Origin of the sequence: Halomonas sp. 707D4, from assembly GCF_024158685.1 — a bacterium.
GTDB lineage: Bacteria > Pseudomonadota > Gammaproteobacteria > Pseudomonadales > Halomonadaceae > Vreelandella.
Window position 1 is genome coordinate 1 of record NZ_JAMZBD010000007.1, and the last position, 20,246, is coordinate 20,246.

The 20,246-nt window shown below is 66.4% G+C and carries 16 protein-coding genes; 11 read left to right on the forward strand and 5 right to left on the reverse strand.

From position 1 onward, the window contains the following. Positions 1-12 precede the first annotated feature (12 nt). Entirely contained in the window at positions 13-1,290 is a 1,278-nt protein-coding gene (locus BIS11_RS00695; RefSeq protein WP_253585646.1) for an electron transfer flavoprotein subunit alpha/FixB family protein, read from the forward strand. Then, entirely contained in the window at positions 1,280-2,089 is an 810-nt protein-coding gene (locus tag BIS11_RS00700; protein WP_253420112.1) for an electron transfer flavoprotein subunit beta, read from the forward strand. Before BIS11_RS00695 ends, BIS11_RS00700 begins: the two co-directional genes overlap by 11 nt. Before the next feature lie 58 nt (positions 2,090-2,147). Here BIS11_RS00700 and BIS11_RS00705 read toward each other — a convergent pair whose 3' ends face one another. From BIS11_RS00705 to BIS11_RS00715, 3 genes are all read right to left on the reverse strand, one after another. After that, the gene (locus tag BIS11_RS00705; protein WP_253420109.1) at positions 2,148-3,032 is read right to left on the reverse strand and encodes a DMT family transporter; all 885 of its coding nucleotides are present in this window, start codon (positions 3,030-3,032) and stop codon (positions 2,148-2,150) included. An 81-nt stretch (positions 3,033-3,113) separates the two neighbouring features. Next, positions 3,114-4,862, reverse strand: coding sequence for a sodium:solute symporter (locus BIS11_RS00710; RefSeq protein WP_253420106.1), 1,749 nt, complete (start codon positions 4,860-4,862; stop codon positions 3,114-3,116). A gap of 211 nt (positions 4,863-5,073) precedes the next feature. Beyond that, positions 5,074-6,651 carry a BCCT family transporter gene (locus BIS11_RS00715; RefSeq protein WP_253420104.1) on the reverse strand — a complete coding sequence of 526 codons (1,578 nt, stop codon included), beginning with the start codon at positions 6,649-6,651 and terminating at the stop codon, positions 5,074-5,076. Between the two features lie 196 nt (positions 6,652-6,847). Between BIS11_RS00715 and BIS11_RS00720 the strand changes: the two genes are divergently transcribed. Next, entirely contained in the window at positions 6,848-7,087 is a 240-nt protein-coding gene (locus tag BIS11_RS00720) for a hypothetical protein (protein WP_253420102.1), read from the forward strand. A gap of 55 nt (positions 7,088-7,142) precedes the next feature. Here the strand turns inward: BIS11_RS00720 and BIS11_RS00725 are convergent, their stop codons facing one another. Next, positions 7,143-8,435, reverse strand: coding sequence for an aromatic ring-hydroxylating dioxygenase subunit alpha (locus BIS11_RS00725; RefSeq protein ID WP_253420100.1), 1,293 nt, complete (start codon positions 8,433-8,435; stop codon positions 7,143-7,145). A gap of 363 nt (positions 8,436-8,798) precedes the next feature. On the opposite strand from BIS11_RS00725, the gene BIS11_RS00730 reads away from it, so the two are divergent. Further along, entirely contained in the window at positions 8,799-9,905 is a 1,107-nt protein-coding gene (locus tag BIS11_RS00730; protein ID WP_253420098.1) for a hybrid-cluster NAD(P)-dependent oxidoreductase, read from the forward strand. Between the two features lie 179 nt (positions 9,906-10,084). Here BIS11_RS00730 and fdhA read toward each other — a convergent pair whose 3' ends face one another. Next, entirely contained in the window at positions 10,085-11,272 is a 1,188-nt protein-coding gene (gene fdhA / locus BIS11_RS00735; RefSeq protein ID WP_253420096.1) for a formaldehyde dehydrogenase, glutathione-independent, read from the reverse strand. A 377-nt stretch (positions 11,273-11,649) separates the two neighbouring features. On the opposite strand from fdhA, the gene glyA reads away from it, so the two are divergent. The 7 genes from glyA to BIS11_RS00770 form a co-directional block, all read left to right on the forward strand. After that, complete coding sequence (gene glyA / locus BIS11_RS00740; RefSeq protein ID WP_253420094.1) at positions 11,650-12,975, forward strand: serine hydroxymethyltransferase; 1,326 nt, start codon at positions 11,650-11,652, stop codon at positions 12,973-12,975. A gap of 46 nt (positions 12,976-13,021) precedes the next feature. Continuing rightward, positions 13,022-14,272 carry a sarcosine oxidase subunit beta family protein gene (locus BIS11_RS00745; RefSeq protein WP_253420092.1) on the forward strand — a complete coding sequence of 417 codons (1,251 nt, stop codon included), beginning with the start codon at positions 13,022-13,024 and terminating at the stop codon, positions 14,270-14,272. An 11-nt stretch (positions 14,273-14,283) separates the two neighbouring features. Next, the gene (locus BIS11_RS00750) at positions 14,284-14,673 is read left to right on the forward strand and encodes a sarcosine oxidase subunit delta (protein ID WP_253420089.1); all 390 of its coding nucleotides are present in this window, start codon (positions 14,284-14,286) and stop codon (positions 14,671-14,673) included. Then, the gene (locus tag BIS11_RS00755) at positions 14,670-17,711 is read left to right on the forward strand and encodes a sarcosine oxidase subunit alpha family protein (protein ID WP_253420086.1); all 3,042 of its coding nucleotides are present in this window, start codon (positions 14,670-14,672) and stop codon (positions 17,709-17,711) included. Before BIS11_RS00750 ends, BIS11_RS00755 begins: the two co-directional genes overlap by 4 nt. Continuing rightward, a complete protein-coding gene (locus BIS11_RS00760) occupies positions 17,704-18,339 on the forward strand; it encodes a sarcosine oxidase subunit gamma (RefSeq protein WP_253420083.1) in 636 nt (211 codons plus the stop codon). Before BIS11_RS00755 ends, BIS11_RS00760 begins: the two co-directional genes overlap by 8 nt. Positions 18,340-18,421: 82 nt before the next feature. Beyond that, positions 18,422-19,288 (forward strand): formyltetrahydrofolate deformylase, encoded by an 867-nt coding sequence (purU, locus tag BIS11_RS00765; protein ID WP_253420082.1) that lies wholly within the window; start codon positions 18,422-18,424, stop codon positions 19,286-19,288. Positions 19,289-19,410: 122 nt separating this feature from the next. Further along, positions 19,411-20,246, forward strand: an 836-nt coding sequence (locus BIS11_RS00770) for a serine dehydratase beta chain (RefSeq protein WP_253585648.1), incomplete at its 3' end; no start/stop codon positions are given.

The window sequence follows — 20,246 nt, forward strand, 5'->3', positions numbered from 1 at the left end:
GGAGGAAACCTCATGAGCGACATTCTGCGCCGCGACCCCCGCAAGGAGTGGATCATTCGCAACCGCCTGCATCCGCAGCACCTGAGCGTGCTGGCGGATCGTGGCACCACTCGCGCCATCGAGTGGATGGGCCCCAACGGCGTAATGCGCCGCGACCCGCACGCGGTCGGCTTCATCGGCCCCAACGGCGTACGCCGCATCGATAGAAGCGGCGCCCAGCAGGCCGCCCAGGCGCCGGCGCACAGCGCGGCGGCCAAGGATACCCGCCAGAACGTCATCATCGACGCCCCGGCCTTCATCGTGGCCGTGGTGCCGGACATGGCCGGCGGGCGCCTGTCGGCGCATGATCGTGACCTGCTGGGCCTGGCCCGCCAGCTCGCCGACGCCGACCCGGCAACCCCCGGCGCGGTGCTGGCGGTGGTGTTCGGCGAGCACAAGGAGAGCGCCTTCGGCGAGGCCGGCATCGACCGCCTCCTGCACCTCGAGGACGAGCGCCTCATCGGCTACGCGCCGGAGCACAGGGTGGCGGTGCTGCAGAGCGTGGAGCGCGAGTTCGACCCGCGCTTCTGGCTGCTGCCCGACTCGGTCATCGGCGGAGGCGAGCTCGGCCGGCGCCTCGCGGCGCGCCTGGGCGAGCGCCCGGCGACCCAGGTCTGGCAGGTGGAAGCCGACGCCCGGAGTGCAACGGGCTGGCGCGCCACCGCCCGGGCGGGGGCAGGCCGCCAGGACGTGCAGCGCACTCTGCCGCGCGTCGTGCTGGCGCTGGCGGAGTGCGCCGACCCGGTCAGCGAGACGCGCCACGCCGCCGAGGCCGTCACCCTCGCCCAGCCGAGCCCGGACGTGCTCGGGCGCATCGAGGACCTGGGCGAGGTGGCGGTGGACCCGGCCGGCGTGTCGCTTGCCGAGGCCGAGTTCATCCTCTCCGCCGGCAACGGCGTCAAGGATTGGGACGGCTATCATCACGCCGCCGAGGTGCTCGGCGCGACCAAGGGCGCCTCGCGCGTGGCGGTGGACGACGGCTTCATGCCGCGGGATCGCCAGGTCGGCGCCACCGGCACCTGGGTCTGTGCCAAGGTGTACGTGGCGGTAGGCATTTCCGGCGCCATCCAGCACCTTCAGGGTATCCAGAGCTGCGAGAAGGTGGTGGCCATCAACCTCGACCCGGGCTGCGACATGGCCAAGCGGGCCGATCTGACCGTGATCGGCGATGCCAGCGCCGTGCTCGCCGCCCTGGTGGCGCGCGTCGAGCAGTACCGTCTTGAGCAGCAGGAGAACCGCGATGCCGCATGAAGCCAACGCCCCGGCGAATGCCGGACTGAACGTGGCCGTCCTGGTGTCCGTCGGCCGTCATCCGCTCACCGCGCGCGCGCGCCGCGCCGACCAGGATGCCCGGGCGGTGGAGATGGCGCTGACGCTCGAGAACGCCGCGATCAGCCTGCTTCACGCCGGTCCCGACGACCCCGAGCGCCAGCAGGCGCTGCGCGGCTACCTGGGCATGGGGCTCGAAACGCTCGACCTGCTCGAGCAGAGTGCCGAGGCCGACGTGATCTCGGTGCTGGTGGAGGAGCTTCGCCACCGCGCGCCCCAATTGATTCTGACCGGCAGCCGTGCCGAGGCCGGCGAGGCGTCCGGCGCGCTGCCGTTTCTGCTCGCCGAGGCGCTGGGCTGGCCGATCATCACCGGCCTGGCCGCGGTGGAAAAGGTGGAGAACGGCACCGCGGTGGTGCTCCAGGCGCTGCCGCGCGGCAAGCGTCGGCGCCTGCGCGTTCGCCTGCCGGCGCTGGCCACGGTGGATGCCAGTGCCCCGCCCGCCCGCCAGAGCGCCTTCGGCCCGGCTCGACGCGGTGCGTTCGAGCACCAGACGCGACCGAGCGAGGTGGACGAACCCTTGAGCGCCTGGCAGTTCCAGGAAGCGCGCAAGCGCCCCAAACGCCTCAAGATCGTCAAGGCCTCCTCGGCGCGGGACCGCTTCAAGGCCGCCGCCGCCAAGGCGGAAGGCGGCGGCGGACAGACGCTTGCTGACGTCACCCCCGAGCAGGGTGCCGAGGCGATCTTCAAGCTGTTGAAAGAGGAAGGCGTGCTGCGCTAGACCGCCCGCCGGCCAACAGACCGACCCGCCCCGGTGGCGGGTCGTTGCGTTGTGCGGCCTAGGGCATGACGCCGGGGTAGAGGCGCAGGCGCTGGCGCTCCAGGTGCAGCCCGCGCCAGGCGTGCAGCACCAGCACCGCGATCACGATCGCGCCGCCCAAAAGCGTCGAGACGCCGGGCTGCTCGCCCAGAAACCACCACACCCAGAGCGTGCCCAGCGCCGTCTCCACGAGATAGAAAAGCGCCACCTCGGTGGAGGGCAAATAGCGGGTCGCGGTGTTGATCAGCACCGTGGCCAGAGGCATCTGCACGAGCCCCATCAGCGCCAGGATCGAGAAGCGCGGCGCATCCAGCGCCAGGGGGGTGGCCAAGGGCAGCGCGATGGCCGCCGACAGCAGCCCGCCGCCGGCGATCACGCTGACCCGGTCGATGTGAGGATAGCGCCGCAGCAGGGTCAGATTGGCACCGACGACAGCGGCGGCGGCGAGCGCATAGAGATTCCCCTCCAGCATGCCCAGCGCCCCCTTGCCCAGAAAGACCAGGCTCATGCCGAACATGCAGAGCACGATGGCGACGAGGGTGCGAAACGCCACCCGCTCGCCGAGAAACAGCCGTGAAAAGATCGCCGCGAACAACGGCGCGATGCTCAGGATGACCACCACGTTGGCCACGCTTGCCTTCATCACCGCCAGCACGAACAGCACCGACGTCAGCCCCAGCAGTATCGCCGAGCCCAGCGAGGCCACGGGATGCAGGCGTACCAGCTTCAACCGCTGGCGGCTGACGGCGATCGCGCCCAGTACGCAGAACATCAAGAAACCGCGCCAGAAGACGATCGTCCAGCCGTCGGTATTCGCCAACAGAATCAACAGCCCGTCGAAGCTGAGAAACACCACGCCGAGCAGCACGATCACCAGACCGCGTTGGTAAGTACTGAGCTGCATGCATTGGCTCCTGATCGATGAATGCAAGACACCCGCCAGCGGGCGGGTGTCCGAGCATACCAGCCAAGCGCGATGTCCGCGCTAGCGCCCCTGCACGGCGTAACCTGCCGCTGCGCGCTCGCGGCGTCCCGGCCGCACCAGCCAGAACCCCGCCGCGCCGGCGACGAGCAGCATCGCACCGCAGCCGAGAGCCAGGCCATAGGCTCCCTGCACCGCCGTCGGCGCAAGCCCGAAGGCGGCAGCGAAGCCGTCCAGGGTCACCGCGTACTGGCGCCACAGGAAGACCCCGATCGCCACGCCGCTGAGCATGGTACACAGCGCCACCCAGCGCGTGCCCGGCACCAGGGCGCGGTCGGCGCCGGTATCGCTAGCGTGCAGCGACGCCCGGTAGGTCGCCTCCGCTGAGCTCACCCGCGTGAGCGACGACGCCACCGCGATGGCCACCAGCGCCAGCAGCGTGCTGATCAGCACCGGGTGCAGGTAGACCGGAAGCGAGAGCCACTCGGCCTGCACCAGCAGCGAGATGGCGACATTGCCGGCAAAGCCGACCGCCAGCCCCCAGCCGGCGCCGGCGGCGGTGATGCGCTTGCTCCAGATGCTCAGAAGCGCCACCGGCCCCCAGGAGGAGGCAAAGAGCGTGGCGGCGAACCACACCACCGACATCACCGCCGGCGGCTGGAACAGCGCCAGAATCAGCGCCACCAGACCGGCGACGAGCACCGCGAGGCGACTCTTGCGCATCGCCGAGGCTTCGTCCTTCGAGGCGCTCAAAATGTCGTTGGAGATACTGAAGCCGATGATCGACAGAAACGTCGAGCAGGACGAGAGCCCGGCGGCGAACACGCCGGTGAGGATCACCACGCCCAACCAGGTCGGCAGGATATTGAGCGCCACCCAGATCATAGAGCGCTCCGGATCGAGCCCGGGGTCGTACAGGTTGATGGCCGCGCCGGTCATCATCATCAGCGCGTAGAACACCGCCAGCGCCACTGCGGTGAGCATCGCCGAGCGCATCACCACGTGTTCGTTGCGCGCCATCAGGTAGCGACTCGACTGCCAGGGGCTCGCCGCCAGCACCGCCGCCCACACAAGGCCCAGCGTCAGGCCCCAGGTCAGCGCCTCGCCGGGAGTCGTGAAGGTGGCGTCGGGCCCGTCGAGCACCCCGTGCCACAGCGCGATGCCGGGCTTGTCGGTCTGGACGAGAAGCCCTTCGACCACGCCGCCGAAACTGCCCAGATCCTGGATCACGTAGAACGAGCCGCCGAGGGCGGCCAGCGAGAAGATCACGAACATGACGGTATCGGTGACCATCACCCCCGGCGAGCCGGAGTAGAGAATGAAGCCGGTGTAGGTCGCCCACACCAGCACCAGCCCCACCCAGTAGGGCATGCCGGTCAGCTCGGAAAACATGATGCCCGCGCCCTGCATCACGCCCAGAAGGTAGGCGCCCAGGCCGATGATGGTGGTCAGCCCCGCGATCACCTGCACCCGGCGCGAGGCGAAGCGCTTGCCGAAGAACTCCGGCACGGTGTTGGCGCCGCTTCGACGCAGATAGCGCCCGAACACCAGCGCCCCCAGCAGGCACCCTGAGGTGCTCACGGCAGCGAAGATCAGCATCACGAAGGGGTAGCCCTGGTAGGCGAAACCGGTCTCGCCCAGAAAGGCGCTGGTGCTGAGATAGCTCGCCACCAGCGTGCCGAGAATGAAGAAGGTCGGCGCATTGCGCCCGGCCACCAGGTAGTCGTCGAGTCCCTGGACGCGGCGCCCGGCCAGGTGGCCGATGACGAAATAGCCGATCAGGCTCAGCAGTATTGCGACGGTATAGATCATGAGGTAGCCGTGAAGTCATTCGATGTTGTTGTGGGTATTCCAAAGCACGCTTCGATGCCCGCTCGACCACCATGATGCAGGGCTTTACGCGCGTGCTCTTAGCTCTGCGCGTCAGTGGCGGCCGGGTTTACGACACCCGTACACGACACTCGTACCGGTAAAAGGGGCGCCTTCAAGAAGGTGCCCCTTGGCTGTCGCGATCACCCCGCGCTCATCGGGCCAGGCCAGGCACCGCGTTGAGCTCGCGCCACTCCCGTTGCAGCCCCAGGAAGAGGCTTGCGCACATCAGCAGCAGCACCAGGGTGAAGGGCAGGCCCGTGGCCACGGCCCCGGCCTGCAGGGCGCCGAGCGCGGCACTGCCGCCCCCGTAGAGCAAGACACCTGCGATCACGCCTTCGAGTGCCGCCCAGAACACCCGCTGGCCCTTGGGTGCGTCGGTCTTGCCGCCGGCGGTGATGCTGTCGATCACCAAGGAGCCGGAGTCGGATGAGGTGATGAAGAACACCAGCACCAGCACGATGGCGAGCGTGGAGGTGATACCGGTCAGCGGCAGCTGCTCGAGCATGTGGAACATGGCGAGCGAGACGTCCGAAATGCCGTTGGAGAGCTCGCCGATGCCGTTTTCGGTCTGGAACAGCGCCGCGCCGCCGAAGGCGCTCATCCATACCAGCGTGACCAGCGTCGGTACCAGCAGGACCGCGACCAGGAATTCACGCACCGTGCGCCCCCGGGAGACCCGGGCGATGAACATGCCGACGAAGGGTGACCAGGAGATCCACCAGGCCCAGTAGAAGATGGTCCAGCCGTGGTACCAGGTATCGTCGTCGCGGCCGATCCAGTTCGACAGCGGCAACAGGTGGCTGGCGTAATCCATCGCCGTGGTACCGATGCCGGCCAGAATCAGCAGCGACGGCCCGGCGGCGATCACGAAGATCAGGAGGATGGCAGCGAGCACCATGTTGATGTTCGAGAAGAGCTTCACCCCGCCGTCGAGCCCGCGCCAGACCGAGATCAGCGCGATCACCGTCACCACCACGATGATGGCGAGCTGGGTGCCGATGGTATTGGGCGTATCGAACAGGTAGGCCATGCCGCTGGCCGCCTGGGTGGCGCCGAGGCCAAGCGACGTGGCAAGGCCGAAGATGGTCGCCAGCACCGCCAGGATATCGATGATGTGCCCCGCCCAGCCGCGGGTGCGCTCGCCGAGGATCGGGTAGAACGCCGAGCGCAGCGTCAGCGGCAGCCCCCGGTTGTAGGCGAAGAACGCAAGCGACAGCCCGACCACCGCGTAGATCGCCCAGGGGTGGAGCCCCCAGTGGAACATGGTCGCGCCCATCGCCGCACTTGCGCCTTCCGGCGTGTTGGCCGGCGTGTTCAAAGGCGTGCCGTACCAGTCGGTGTAGTAGGCCACCGGCTCCGCCACGCTCCAGAACATCAGCCCGATGCCCATGCCCGCCGCGAACAGCATCGCGAACCAGGAGGTGCGCGAGTACTCGGGTCGGGCGTCACTGCCGCCCAGCCGGATCCGGCCCATCGGCAGAACGATCAGCATAAGGCAGAAGACCACGAACACGTTGCCCGCGATCATGAACAGCCAGTCGAAGTGCTCAATTGACCAGTTCTTGGCCAGGTTCAGCTGGGTGTTGGCCGCGTCCGGGTAGACCAGCGCGTAGAGAATGAACAGCAAGATAGCGAGTGCGGAGAGAGGGAAAACGGGGTTATGAAAATCCAGCCCCATGACCTGCTTGTTATCCTGGCCCGGGGTCAGGATAGGATCCTCGTGGTCCATAGGTTGTCCTCGTTGTTTTTTTTAGACGCAACGTGCCAAAAGAGCGGACACGGCCTCTGAAATTCTTAGGCGAGTCGTGTCGCGGCAGTTGCTTGAAACCGACACCCGCATAGCTATCGCCGCGTCGACGGGCGTATCGTCACGCGGTTATGGATACACTGAGCGCTTCTGGATCCACACGAGAGAGGATGCCGTCATGATGATCGTCGAACTGGTCGATGGAGACGATTTTCGCGCCGGGCTGCGCGGCCTGGGTATCGAGATCGCAGAGGAGGCAACGCCGGAGGAGTGCGCTCGCCGCGCCTTGGAGGCCCACCGCGCGCATCCGGTCGACGGGCCCGGCGCCTACCTGCGCGAGCTCGACCGCCAGGACGTGGTACTGCCCGAGGTTCGCCAGGCGATCGCCCGGCATCTGGACGGCGTGGTTCTCGCCTGAAAGCGCCGCCGCCCCGGCGAGCGAATCGACGGGGCGGCGGCCGTGGGGTGGCGAACTACCCCTGGGAGGAGGCCAGCGAGAGCGACACGCCCTCGCCTTCGAGATTTTGCAGCATGCGCTCGGCGTACCAGTCGATGAAGTCGATCACGCCGAACTCGTAGGTCTCGGAGTAGGGGCCGGGCTGGTAGGCCTTGGAGTTGATGCCGCGCTGGTTCTCCTCGGCCAGGCGACGGTCCTGGTCGTTGGTGGCGTCCCACACCAGGCGCATGTTCTCGGTGTCGTAATCCACGCCTTCCACCGCATCCTTGTGCACCAGCCACTTGGTGGTCACCACGGTCTGCTGCGGGCCCAGCGGCAGCACCCGGAACACGATGGCGTGATCGCCCATGAAGTGGTTCCAGGAGTTGGGCAGGTGCAGGATGCGCAGCGACCCCATGTCCGGGCTGGTCAGCCGGCCCATCAGCTTGTTGCAGGCGGGCTTGCCGTCCATGGTCATGGAGACCACGCCATCGAGCAGCGGCGTGCGGGTCACGCGGTTGCGCTTGCCGAAGCGCTTGAGTTGCCAGGGTACCTGCTCGCCGTTCCAATCCGACTGCTTGCGCGCGACCAGGTCCTTGTACTTGTCGGTGGCGCGCGGGTCCTCGGTGTCGTCGAACTCCATCAGCGAGTTCAGAAGTTCCGGGTGCGAGCCGTTGCAGTGGTAGCACTCGCGGTTGTTCTCGATCACCAGCTTCCAGTTCGCCTGCTCGACGATGCTCGACTCCACCGCCACCTTGACGTTGTCCATCTGGTAGGGCTCGAGGTAGTGCTCGAGCGTGACCAGGAAGTCGTCGATGGCCGGCGGGTTGTCGGCGAGGTTGATGAACATGAAGCCGCCGGCGGTGCGCACGTGCACCGGCTTCAGGCCGAACTGGTTGAGATCGAAGTCGGTACCCATGTCGCTGCCAGCGAACAGAAGCCTTCCGTCGAGCTCGTAGGTCCACTGATGGTAGGGGCAGACGAGCTTGGCGACCTTGCCCTTGCCGGTGGTGCAAAGCCGTGACCCGCGGTGGCGGCAGACGTTGTGGAAGGCGTGGATCTGGCCTTCGCCGCCGCGCACGATCACCACCGGGTTGTCGCCGATCTCCAGGGTCATGAAGTTGCCCTTGGCCGGGATCTCGCAGCTCATGCCGGCGAACAGCCACTCCTTCTCGAAGATCTCTTCCATGTCCAGCGCGAACAGCCGCGCGTCGTTGTAGAACGGCTGCGGCAGGGAGAAGGTGCGCGCCCGGGACTGGAGCATCTGGAGCGTCTCTTCACGCATGGCGGCCAGGGGATCGTGTTGGGGGTAGTCCGACGTCTTGTTCATACCAGATATCCTTTTAAACCCGCCTTCCCGAGACGGGACGGCGACACAGTCAGTGACCAAACGAGATTGTCTTGTTATCGAGTTGCGTGACTTGGCGACTGGCAGGCGCGAAGCGTGCTTGTAGTGGATGGATTGTGGTCCAGGGGGGGCGCCCTCAATTGTCTACCGGCGACACCGGATAACGCATCGACGACGCAAGAAGGGGTTTGCGCGCCGCGGGAGGTGGCGCAAGACAAGCGCGTGTCGCTGACAGGTAAGTCGCCGCCATAGCGCGTACCCAGAATGCAGGTAACGGTGCTGGACCGACCAGGCAAGCGGCGGACCGGTGAGGGCAACGCGAGCACGGCCATAAAAGAGACAACGATGACAACGAACTTCTTCAACCCCGTCACGACCCAGACCTGGACCAACGGCCGCCACCACGTGCGTTGCGTCAAGGTGATCCAGGAGACCTGGGACGTTCGCACCTTCTGCTTCATGGCGGAGCAGCCGGTGATGTTCTTCTTCAAGCCGGGCCAGTTCGTGACCCTGGAGCTCGAGATCGACGGCCAGCCGGTGATGCGCTCCTACACCATCTCGAGCTCGCCCTCGATCCCCTACAGCTTCTCGATCACGGTCAAGCAGGTGCCCGGCGGCCAGGTCTCCAACTGGCTGCACGCCAACCTTAAGGTGGGCGACGAGCTGGTGGTCCACGGCCCGGTGGGCAACTTCAACTCCATCGACTTTCCCGCCGAGAAGGTGCTGTTTCTCTCCGGGGGCGTGGGCATCACGCCATTGATGTCGATGACGCGCTGGTTCTTCGACACCAACGCAAGCGTCGACGTCGAGTTCATCCACAGCGCCCGGGCGCCGCGCGACGTCATCTATCACCGCGAGCTGGTGCACATGTTCTCGCGGCTCCCCGAGTTCAAGCTGCACATCGTCTGCGAGAAGAAGGACGACATCGGCGAAGCCTGGGCGGGCTATCGCGGCTTTCTCACCCAGCCCATGCTCGAGATGATGGCGCCGGACTTCCTCGAGCGCGAGATCTTCTGCTGCGGCCCGGTGCCCTACATGAACGCCATCAAGGCGATCCTCAAGGCCAACGGCTTCAACATGGATCACTACCATGAGGAGCTGTTCGGGGCGACGCCGGTGGAGGTGCGCGAGGACGTGCTGGAGCTGGCCGAGCAGGCCGAAGTGGAGGCGGAGCTCGCCGAGCCCGAGGAGCTGCTCAACATCGAGTTCGCCCAGTCGAACAAGAGCGTGCGCATCCAGGCCGGCGAGACCGTGCACGCCGCCGCTGCCAAGCTCGGCCTGCACATTCCCAAGGCCTGCGGCATGGGCATCTGCGGCACCTGCCGGGTGGCGCTGAAATCCGGCGAGGTGGAGATGGAGCACAACGGCGGCATCACCGACGAGGACATCGAAGAGGGCTACATCCTGACCTGCTGCAGCCGACCCAAGAGCAGCCTGGTGGTCGATTTCTAGGCATCGAACGGGCCGGCCTCTCGAGCGGATACCGCCACGCGGTATCCGCTTTTTCATGTCGCATTTCAGACCCCTGTTTCAAACCTCGGACTATATCTGGACAGCGCCTCGACTCAACGCAAAACGCCCGGGGCGAAAGCCCCGGGCGTCGTGGTCAGCGCGTGTCGCGGACGGGCGCATCAGGCGGCGCCGAGCAGCCCGTGCGGGTCGAGGACGAACTTGCTCGCCACGCCCTGATCGAACTGCTCGTAGCCCGTCGGGGCGTCTTCGAGGGAGATCACCTGGGCGTTGACGATCTCGGCGATGTTCAGCCGCCCGTGCAGGATCGCCTGCATCAGCTGGCGGTTGTACTGCACCACCGGGGTCTGTCCGGTGTGGAAGGAGAGTCCTTTCGCCCAGCCCTTGCCAAAGCGCAGGCTGAGGCTGCCGGTCTGCGCCGCTTTTTCCGCCGCACCCGGGTCCTCGGTGACGTAAAGGCCGGGAATGCCGATCGAGCCGCCTTCGCGGGTGATGTCCATCATCTGGTTGAGCACCACCGCCGGCTGCTCCTTGCCGCCGTGACCGATCGCCTCGAAGCCCACCGCGTCGATGGCGCTGTCCACGCTCGGCTCGCCCACCACCGCGGCGATCATCTCGCCCAGACGGTCGTGCCTGGAGAGATCGATCGGCACGAACCCCATCTTGCGCGCGTGCTCGAGACGCGCCTGGTTGAAGTCGCCGATCATGACCACCGCCGCGCCGAGCAGGCGCGCCGAGGCGGCTGCGGCCAGCCCCACCGGGCCGGCTCCGGCGACGTAGACCGTGGAGCCCGCCCCGACGCCGGCTTTCAGCGCGCCGTGGAAGCCGGTCGGCAGGATGTCGCTCAGCATGGTCAGGTCGCGAATCTGGCTCATCGCCTGGTCGCGGTCCGGGAACTTCAAGAGGTTGAAGTCGGCGTAGGGCACCATGACGTAGTGGGCCTGGCCGCCGACCCAGCCGCCCATGTCGACGTAGCCGTAGGCGCCGCCGGCGCGGTCGTCGTTGACGTGCAGGCAAAGGCCGGTGTGGCCCTCCTTGCAGGTACGGCAGCGCCCGCAGGCGACGTTGAACGGCACCGAGACGATGTCGCCGATCTGCAGGAACTCGACGCCCTTGCCCTTCTCGATCACCTCGCCGGTGATCTCGTGACCCAGCACCATGCCGGTGGGCGCCGTGGTGCGCCCGCGCACCATGTGCTGGTCGGAGCCGCAGATGTTGGTGGAGACCACCTTCAGGATCACGCCGTGATCGATGGGCTTGCCGTTGGGCGTTTCCATTTTCGGGTAGGCGATGTCCTGGACCTCGACCTTGCCGTCACCGATGTATACGACACCACGATTGTTTGACATGCGACATCCTCTTTGGCTTGCGGCGTGACCCGGCGGGTCGCGCCGCGTCGTTATTCTTGAATGAACTGGCGCGAGCGGGCGCTCGATAGAGGCGCTGTCCGGCACGCGATGTCGCCGGACAGGCATAGACCCGCTGCCCAGCATGGTCGATAACGCGCGCGCGAAATTGCCCATGGGCGACACCCAACAGCAAAGGAGCGACCTGTTCGACGGGGCGGGACGAATCACGATCGGATGTCGCAAATACGCCGAGCGATGACGCCAGCAAGCATCTTGGGGGGCAGGCACGGCGATACTATCGCGACAAGCTAGCGTCCATTCCGTAGTGCGACCGGCGCTCGAAGACATCCAACAACGCGACTAGCCTGGAGAAGCAGATGGCTCACAACAATTTTTCATCCAACGCCCGCCTGGCCGACTACGACACGGCGCTCGCCTCGGCCATCGCCGAGGAAACCACGCGCCAGGAAGCCCACATCGAGCTGATCGCCTCGGAGAACTACACCAGCAAACTGGTGATGGAAGCCCAGGGGTCGCAACTGACCAACAAGTACGCCGAGGGCTACCCGGGCAAGCGCTACTACGGCGGCTGCGAATTCGTCGACAAGGTCGAGGCACTCGCCATCGATCGCGCCTGCAGCCTGTTCGGCGCCAACTACGCCAACGTGCAGCCGCACTCCGGTGCCCAGGCCAACGCGGCGGTGTTCATGGCGCTGGTCAGCCCCGGCGACACCATTCTGGGCATGAGCCTGGCCCACGGCGGTCACCTGACCCATGGCGCGGCGCCGAACTTCTCCGGCAAGCACTACAACGCCGTTCAGTACGGCCTGGTGGAGGGCACCGGCGAGATCGACTACGAGGAAGTCGAGCGCCTGGCCCGCGAGCACCGGCCGAAGATGATCATCGCCGGCTTCTCCGCCTACTCGCGGGTGGTCGACTGGCGGCGTTTTCGCACCATCGCCGACGAGGTGGGCGCCTACTTCATGGTCGACATGGCCCACGTCGCGGGGCTGGTCGCCGCCGGCCTCTACCCGAGCCCGCTGCCCTACGCCCACGTGGTCACTACCACCACCCACAAGACCCTGCGCGGCCCGCGCGGCGGCCTGATCCTCTCCGCCGATGGCGACGAGGCGCTCTACAAGAAGCTCAACGGCGCGGTGTTCCCGGGCCAGCAGGGCGGCCCCTTGATGCACGTCATTGCCGCCAAGGCCGTAGCCTTCAAGGAGGCGATGAACCAGGACTTCGTCAACTACCAGCGCCAGGTGATCGCGAACGCCCGCGCCATGGCCCGCGTATTCGTCGAGCGCGGCTTCGACGTCGTCTCCGGCGGCACCGACGACCACCTGTTCCTGCTCTCCCTGATCAAGCAGGGCGTGACCGGCAAGGACGCGGATGCCGCCCTTGGCCGCGCCCACATCACGGTCAACAAGAACAGCGTGCCCAACGACCCGCAGAGCCCGTTCGTGACCTCGGGACTGCGTATCGGCACCCCGGCGGTGACCACGCGCGGGCTGGTCGAGGCGGACTGCGAGCAGCTCGCCGGCTGGATCTGCGACATTCTCGACGTGCTGGCCGACGAGCAGGACACCACCGAGATCGAAAACCGGGTACGCGACAACGTCGCTGATCTGTGCGCGCACTACCCGGTCTACGGTCAGGCCCAAACACAGGCAGCGCCGGTCGAAGACGCCACCGTCGCGTAACGACCGAAGCCCACGGGCTTTGCGGCGTCGACTCAGGAGAGATTTCATGCAACGTTATTCCGGCTTCGGACTGGTCAAACACGCGCTCGGGCATCACGAGAACTGGGAGCGCCAGTGGCGCAACCCCACGCCCAAGAAGCGCTACGACGTCATCATCGTCGGCGGCGGCGGCCACGGGCTCGCCACCGCCTACTACCTGGCCAAGGAGTTCGGCGTCAAGAACGTCGCCGTGGTCGAGAAGGGCTGGCTCGGCGGCGGCAACACCGCGCGCAACACCACCATCGTGCGCTCCAACTACCTGTGGGACGAGGCCGCCAGGCTCTACAACCACTCCCTCGACTTGTGGAAGGGGCTCTCCCAGGATCTGAACTACAACGTCATGTTCTCGCAGCGCGGCGTGTTGAACCTCGGCCACACCCTGCAGGACATGCGCGACATCCAGCGCCGCGTTCACGCCAACCGCTTGAACGGTATCGACAGCGAAGTGGTCACGCCTCAGCAGATCAAGGAGATCGAGCCGGAACTGGATATCTCCAGCCGCGCGCGCTATCCGATCATGGGCGCCTCCTGGCAGAAGAGCGCCGGTGTGGCTCGCCACGACGCGGTGGCCTGGGGCTTTGCCCGCGGCGCCGATGCCCTGGGCGTCGATCTTCTGCAGAACACCGAGGTCACCGGCTTCAAGATTCGCGACGGCAAGGTGCTCGGCGTGCATACCAACCGGGGTGACATCGAAGCCAATACCGTGGGCTGCGTGGCGGCGGGCAACTCCGGGGTGCTGGCGAAGATGGCGGGCATCAAGCTTCCGCTCGAATCCCACCCGCTGCAGGCGCTCGTGTCCGAGCCGCTCAAGCCGGTGCTCAACACCGTCACCATGTCGAACCACGTGCACGGCTACATCAGCCAGTCGGACAAGGGCGACCTGGTCATCGGCGCGGGTATCGACGGCTATCTCGGCTACGGCCAGCGCGGCAGCTACCCGACCATCGAGCACACCCTGCAGGCGATCGTCGAGATGTTCCCGATGTTCTCGCGGGTGCGCATGAACCGTCAGTGGGGCGGCATCGTCGATACCTGCCCGGACGCCTGTCCGATCCTGTCGAAAACGAAGGTCAAGGGCCTTTACTTCAACTGCGGCTGGGGCACCGGCGGCTTCAAGGCCACCCCCGGCTCCGGCCACGTGTTCGCGGCGAGTCTGGCCAAGGGCGAGATGCACCCGATCGCCGCGCCGTTCTCCATCGACCGTTTCCACACCGGTGCGCTGATCGACGAACACGGCGCCGCCGGCGTTGCGCACTGAGGAGAGCTTCCATGTTCTATATCCACTGCCCCTACTGCCAGGAGCACCGCGAGGAAGAGGAGTTCCATCCGCGCGGCGAGGCTCACCTGATGCGCCCGGCCGACCCGGACAACGCCACCGACGAGGAGTGGGGCGACTACCTGTTCTTTCGCCAGAACCCGCGCGGTATCCACCATGAGCTGTGGGTCCACTCCGTGGGCTGTCGCAAGTTCTTCAACATCACCCGCAACACGGTGACCTACGAAATCCTCGAGACCTACCGGATGGGCGAGCAGCCGAGCATCACCGCCGAAACGGAAAAGGTTCGCAAGGAACAGGGCGTACAAACCGCCGACGGCGGCTGGCAGACCATCGGTGCCCAGCCCGAATCCCAGGCCTTGAACGAGGAGACCTCGTCATGACGCAGACCCATCGTATCGATGCCGGCGGTCGGATCGATCGCGGCCAGACGCTCGAGTTCACCTTCAACGGTCAGCGCTACCAGGGCTTCAAGGGCGACACCCTGGCCTCGGCCCTGCTCGCCAACGGCGTGGACATCGTCAACCGCAGCTTCAAGTACTCGCGGGCCCGCGGCATCGTCGCCGCCGGCGCCGAGGAGCCCAACGCCGTGGTCCAGCTCGGCGCCCGGGAAGAGACCCAGGTGCCCAACGTGCGCGCCACCCAGCAGGCGCTCTACAAGGGCCTGGTCGCGCGCAGCACCAACGGCTGGCCGAACGTCCAGCGCGACGTGATGAGCTGGGTCGGCAAGCTCGGCGGAGGCTTCATGCCGCCGGGCTTCTACTACAAGACCTTCATGGCCCCGGCCTCGATGTGGATGACCTATGAAAAGTACATCCGCAAGGGCGCGGGCCTGGGCCGCGCGCCCCACGACTCCGACCCGGACATCTACGACCACATGCACCACCACTGCGACGTGATGATCATCGGCGCGGGCCCGGCGGGCCTGGCCGCGGCGCTGTCGGCGGCGCGTGCCGGCGCCCGCGTGATCCTCTGCGACGAACAGGAAGAGATGGGCGGGTCGCTGCTCGACAGCCGCGAGACGCTGGACGGCGTCTTAGCGGCGCGCTGGGTCGAGGCGAGCGTCAAGGAGCTTGCAAGCCTCGAGAACGTGACGCTTCTGCCACGCACCACCGCCAACGGCTACCACGATCACAACTTCGTCACCCTGCACGAGCGGCGCACCGAGCACCTGGCCGATACCGCCAGCGAGGCCGGCTTTGCCGGTCAGGCGCGGGCGCGGCTGCACCGCGTGCGCGCAGGCCAGGTGATTCTCGCCAGCGGCACCCACGAGCGCCCGCTGGTCTACGCCAACAACGACCTGCCGGGCAACATGCTCGCCGGGGCGGTCTCGACCTATATCCGCCGCTACGCGGTGGTGCCGGGCAAGAAGCTGGTGCTCTCCACCAGCAACGATCACGCCTACCGCGCTGCGCTCGATTGGAAAGAGGCCGGCCGCCAGGTCGTGGCGATCGTCGATGCCCGCGCCAATCCGGACGGCGATCTCGTTCGCCAGGCCCGCGACGCCGGCATTCGCGTGATCACGGGTAGCGCCGTGGTCGAAGCGCGCGGCGGCCAGCGCGTCACCGGCGCCCGCGTCTGCGCGATCGATCTCGAGCGCTTCGTGGTGACCGGCAAGGTCGAGGAGCTCGAGTGCGACACCATCGCAAGCTCCGGCGGCTACAGCCCGGTGGTGCACCTCTCCTCCCACACCGGCACGCGGCCGCAGTGGAACGAGGAGCTGCTGTGCTTTCTGCCCGGCGAGGTGAAAGGCATGATCTCGGCCGGCGGTGTGGCCGGCCACTTCGGGCTCGACGAGACGCTGGCCGACGGCGAACGCGCTGGCCGCCAGGCCGCCAGGGCCACGGGCTTCGAGAACGCTCAGGCGATCACCCTGCCCGCCATCCGCGCTCGCCGCGACGGCAAGGCCTGCGCGCTCTATCAGGTGCCGCACGAGAAAACCGCGCTGCGCGCGCCGAAGCAGTTCGTCGATCTGCAGAACGACGTGACCGCCGCCGGCATCGAGCTCGCAACCCGCGAGGGCTTCGAGTCCATCGAGCACGTCAAGCGCTACACCGCGCTCGGCTTCGGCACCGACCAGGGCAAGCTCGGCAACATCAACGGCATGGCCATCGCCGCGCGCTGCCTCGACCGCTCCATCCCCGAGGTCGGCACCACCGTCTTTCGCCCCAACTACACGCCGGTCACCTTCGGCGCCATCGTCGGCCGTCACTGCGGCGAGCTGTTCGATCCCAAACGCTACACCGCGCTGCACCAGTGGCACGTGGAGAACGGCGCCGAGTTCGAGGACGTGGGCCAGTGGAAGCGTCCCTGGTACTTCCCGCGTACGGTAGGCGGCAAGAAAGAGACCATGCATGAAGCGGTCGCTCGCGAGTGTCTGGCGGTGCGCGAGAAGGTCGGCATTCTGGACGCCTCGACCCTTGGCAAGATCGATATCCAGGGGCCGGACGCGCGGGAATTCCTGGGTCGCGTCTACACCAACAAGTGGGCCCAGCTCGCCCCGGGCCGCGTGCGTTACGGGCTGATGTGCAAGGACGACGGCATGCTGATGGACGACGGCACCACGAGCTGCCTCGCCGACAACCACTTCTTGATGACCACCACCACCGGCGGCGCGGCGGGCGTGCTCGAGTGGCTGGAGCTTTGGCACCAGACCGAGTGGCCGGAGCTTCAGGTCTACTTCAACTCGGTGACCGATCACTGGGCGACCATGACCGTGACCGGCCCGGACGCGCGCAAGCTGTTGTCCGAACTCACCGACCTGGATCTGGACAAGGAGTCGTTCAAGTTCATGGACTGGCGCGACGCCACGGTGGCCGAGGTCCCGGCGCGGATCTTTCGCATCTCGTTCACCGGCGAGCTCGCCTTCGAGATCAACGTGCAGGCCAACTACGCGCTGCACGTCTGGAAGAAGCTCTTCGAGCACGGCGAGAAGTATGACCTCACGCCCTACGGCACCGAAACCATGCACGTGCTGCGCGCCGAGAAGGGCCTGATCATCGTCGGTCAGGACACCGACGGCTCGGTCACCCCGGAAGACCTGGGCATGCAGTGGGCGATCGGCTACGACAAGCCCTTCCCGTGGATCGGCAAGCGCGCGCTGAGCCGCCCGGACACCCTGCGCGGCGATCGCAAGCAGTTCGTCGGCCTGAAGCCGAAGGATTCGAGCGTGGTGCTCGAAGAGGGCGCGCAGATCGTCTTCGACAAGGAGCAGGCCATTCCGATGGCCATGAAGGGCCACGTGACCTCGAGCTACTACAGCCCCTCGCTGGGCCACGGCTTCGCCCTGGCGGTGGTGGTCGGAGGCCGCGAGCGCATGGGCCAGACCGTCTACCTGCCGATGGCCGACGGCACGGTGCACGAGGCCGAGATCGTCAGTCCCGTCTTCATCGATCCGAAAGGAGAGCGCCAGCATGTCTAACGTCAGCGCCAAGGAGTTCAATACCGTGCCCGCCGGCAACCCGGCGGTCGAGTCGCCGCTTCACTGGAGCTATCAGCAGCAGAAGACGGCCGGCAGCGTCAACGCCGGCGTCACGCTGCGCGAGAAGCCCCTTCTGGGTCACGTGGTGCTGCGCGGCGGCGCCATCGTGATGGACGAAGCGGTGCGCCAGGTGATGGGCATGAGCCTGCCGGCCAAGCCCAACAGCGTCACCCGTGACGAAACCGGCGAGCGCTCGATCCAGTGGATCTCGCCGGACGAGTGGCTCGTGATCGTTCCCGGCGGCGAGGAGTTCGGCCTCGAGCGCTCCCTGCGCCAAACGCTTGGTGATGCGCACGTCAGCATCGTCAACGTCAGCGGCGGCCAGACCCTGCTCACGCTTGCCGGCGAGAACGCGCGCGAGGTGCTGATGAAGACGGTCTCGTTCGATGTTCATCCCCTGGCGTTTCCGGTCGGCAAGGGCGTGACCACCGTGTTCGCCAAGGCGACCGTGGTGCTGCGCTGCGCAAGCGAGACCGAGTGGGAGCTGGTGGTGCGGCGCAGCTTCGCCGACTACTGCTACCGCTGGCTGCTCGATGCATCGAAAGAATACGGTATCGATACACAATAAAAGCAGGACGGCCGGCGCCCCCGGCCATCCTGGCCGCGATGAACTGAACTTGATGAACTGAACTTGATGAATGAGAAGCGCCATGAGCCGACTAACGGATACCTGGATCATCACCGCCCAGTGCCCGAGCATTCTGGGCACGGTCGATGTCGTCACCCGGTTTTTAAAAGAGCAGCACTGCTATATCACCGAGCTCAGCTCCTTCGATGACCGGCTGGGGGAGCGCTTCTTCATTCGCGCGGAGTTTCGCCCGGAGCGCGCCGCGTTCGATCAGAAGGCGTTCGAGGAAAGCTTTCTACCACGTGCCGCGGACTTCGACATGAGTTTCGAGCTGACGCCGCCGGCCAAGCGCACCGGCGCGGTCATTCTGGTCTCCAAGGCGGATCACTGCCTGAACGACCTGCTCTACCGCTACCGTACCGGACAGCTTTCGCTCGATATCAAGGCGATCGTTTCCAACCACCCGGATTTGCAGCCGTTGGCCGAATGGCACGACCTGCCCTACCATCATCTGCCGATCACCCCACAGACCAAGGCCGAGCAGGAAGCGAAGGTGCTCGAGATCATCGAGCAGACCGGCGCGGAGCTGGTGATTCTGGCGCGCTACATGCAGGTGCTCTCGCCACGCATGTGCCAGCTGCTGGATGGCAGGGCGATCAATATCCACCACTCCCTGTTGCCGGGCTTCAAGGGCGCCAAACCCTACCACCAAGCCTACGACAAGGGCGTCAAGCTCGTCGGCGCCACCGCCCACTACATCAACAACGACCTGGACGAAGGCCCGATCATTGCCCAGGGCGTCGAGCCGGTGGATCATGCCCATTACCCCGAGGACCTGGTGGCCAAGGGGCGCGACATCGAGTGCCTGACGCTGGCCCGGGCCATCGGCTACCACCTGGAGCGGCGAGTGTTTTTGCACGGCGGGCGCACGGTCGTGTTCGGCAACTGACCGCCTTGCATTACCCCCGCAGGCCTTGGCTACAGTAAGTACAATAAACGACGTAGACTCACCTGCTTGCGGCCTTGTCCGCTGCCGGTGAGCCGGCGCGGCATTCTCATCAGAGGTCTTCCATGCCTATCAGTGTCTTCGACCTTTTCAAGATCGGCGTCGGGCCCTCCAGCTCGCACACGGTCGGCCCCATGATGGCGGCCTTCAAGTTCGCCGCGGCGGTGGAGGACGCCGGCGTACTCGACCGGGTCAGCCGCCTGGAAGTGCACCTTTACGGCTCGCTCTCCGCCACCGGCGTGGGCCACGCCACCGACCATGCCACCGTCATGGGCCTGATGGGCGAGCGCCCGGACCGGATCGACCCGGCGATCATCGGCCCCGCGATCGCGACGCTCAAACAGACGCACACGCTGTCGCTCAATCGCCAGAAGGACGTCACCTTCGTCTGGGAGCGCGACATGCGCTTTCACGAGGAGAGCCTGCCCCACCACCCCAACGCCATGAAGCTCTGCGCTTTCGACGAGGCCGGCCAGACGCTGCTGGCCAACACCTACTACTCGGTCGGCGGCGGCTTCGTCGTCGACCAGCACCAGGTGGATGCCAAGCTCGAGGACATGGACAGCGCCGAGATCCCCTTCGACTTCAACTCCGCCGAAGAGCTCCTAAAGCTTTGCCGGCGCGAGAAGATGAGCGTCAGCCAGCTGATGATGGCCAACGAGAAGACCTGGCGGCCCGAGCAGGAAGTGCGCGACGAGCTGTGGCGCATCTGGCGGGTGATGTGCGAGTGCGTCGACAACGGCCTCACCCACGAAGGCGTGCTGCCTGGCGGGCTCAACGTCAAACGGCGCGCCAAATTGCTGCACCAGCGCCTGCAGGCCGCCGAACAGAACCCGTGCCTGATCGCGACCACGTTTTCGGCCATGGAGTGGGTCAACATCTTCGCGCTGGCGGTCAACGA

Coding starts and splice junctions, on each gene's coding strand:
- BIS11_RS00695 (WP_253585646.1), top strand. CDS start 13: ATGAGCGACATTCTGCGCCGCGACCCCCGCAAGGAGTGGATCATTCGC.
- BIS11_RS00700 (WP_253420112.1), top strand. CDS start 1,280: ATGCCGCATGAAGCCAACGCCCCGGCGAATGCCGGACTGAACGTGGCC.
- BIS11_RS00705 (WP_253420109.1), bottom strand. CDS start 3,032: ATGCAGCTCAGTACTTACCAACGCGGTCTGGTGATCGTGCTGCTCGGC.
- BIS11_RS00710 (WP_253420106.1), bottom strand. CDS start 4,862: ATGATCTATACCGTCGCAATACTGCTGAGCCTGATCGGCTATTTCGTC.
- BIS11_RS00715 (WP_253420104.1), bottom strand. CDS start 6,651: ATGGACCACGAGGATCCTATCCTGACCCCGGGCCAGGATAACAAGCAG.
- BIS11_RS00720 (WP_253420102.1), top strand. CDS start 6,848: ATGATGATCGTCGAACTGGTCGATGGAGACGATTTTCGCGCCGGGCTG.
- BIS11_RS00725 (WP_253420100.1), bottom strand. CDS start 8,435: ATGAACAAGACGTCGGACTACCCCCAACACGATCCCCTGGCCGCCATG.
- BIS11_RS00730 (WP_253420098.1), top strand. CDS start 8,799: ATGACAACGAACTTCTTCAACCCCGTCACGACCCAGACCTGGACCAAC.
- fdhA (WP_253420096.1), bottom strand. CDS start 11,272: ATGTCAAACAATCGTGGTGTCGTATACATCGGTGACGGCAAGGTCGAG.
- glyA (WP_253420094.1), top strand. CDS start 11,650: ATGGCTCACAACAATTTTTCATCCAACGCCCGCCTGGCCGACTACGAC.
- BIS11_RS00745 (WP_253420092.1), top strand. CDS start 13,022: ATGCAACGTTATTCCGGCTTCGGACTGGTCAAACACGCGCTCGGGCAT.
- BIS11_RS00750 (WP_253420089.1), top strand. CDS start 14,284: ATGTTCTATATCCACTGCCCCTACTGCCAGGAGCACCGCGAGGAAGAG.
- BIS11_RS00755 (WP_253420086.1), top strand. CDS start 14,670: ATGACGCAGACCCATCGTATCGATGCCGGCGGTCGGATCGATCGCGGC.
- BIS11_RS00760 (WP_253420083.1), top strand. CDS start 17,704: ATGTCTAACGTCAGCGCCAAGGAGTTCAATACCGTGCCCGCCGGCAAC.
- purU (WP_253420082.1), top strand. CDS start 18,422: ATGAGCCGACTAACGGATACCTGGATCATCACCGCCCAGTGCCCGAGC.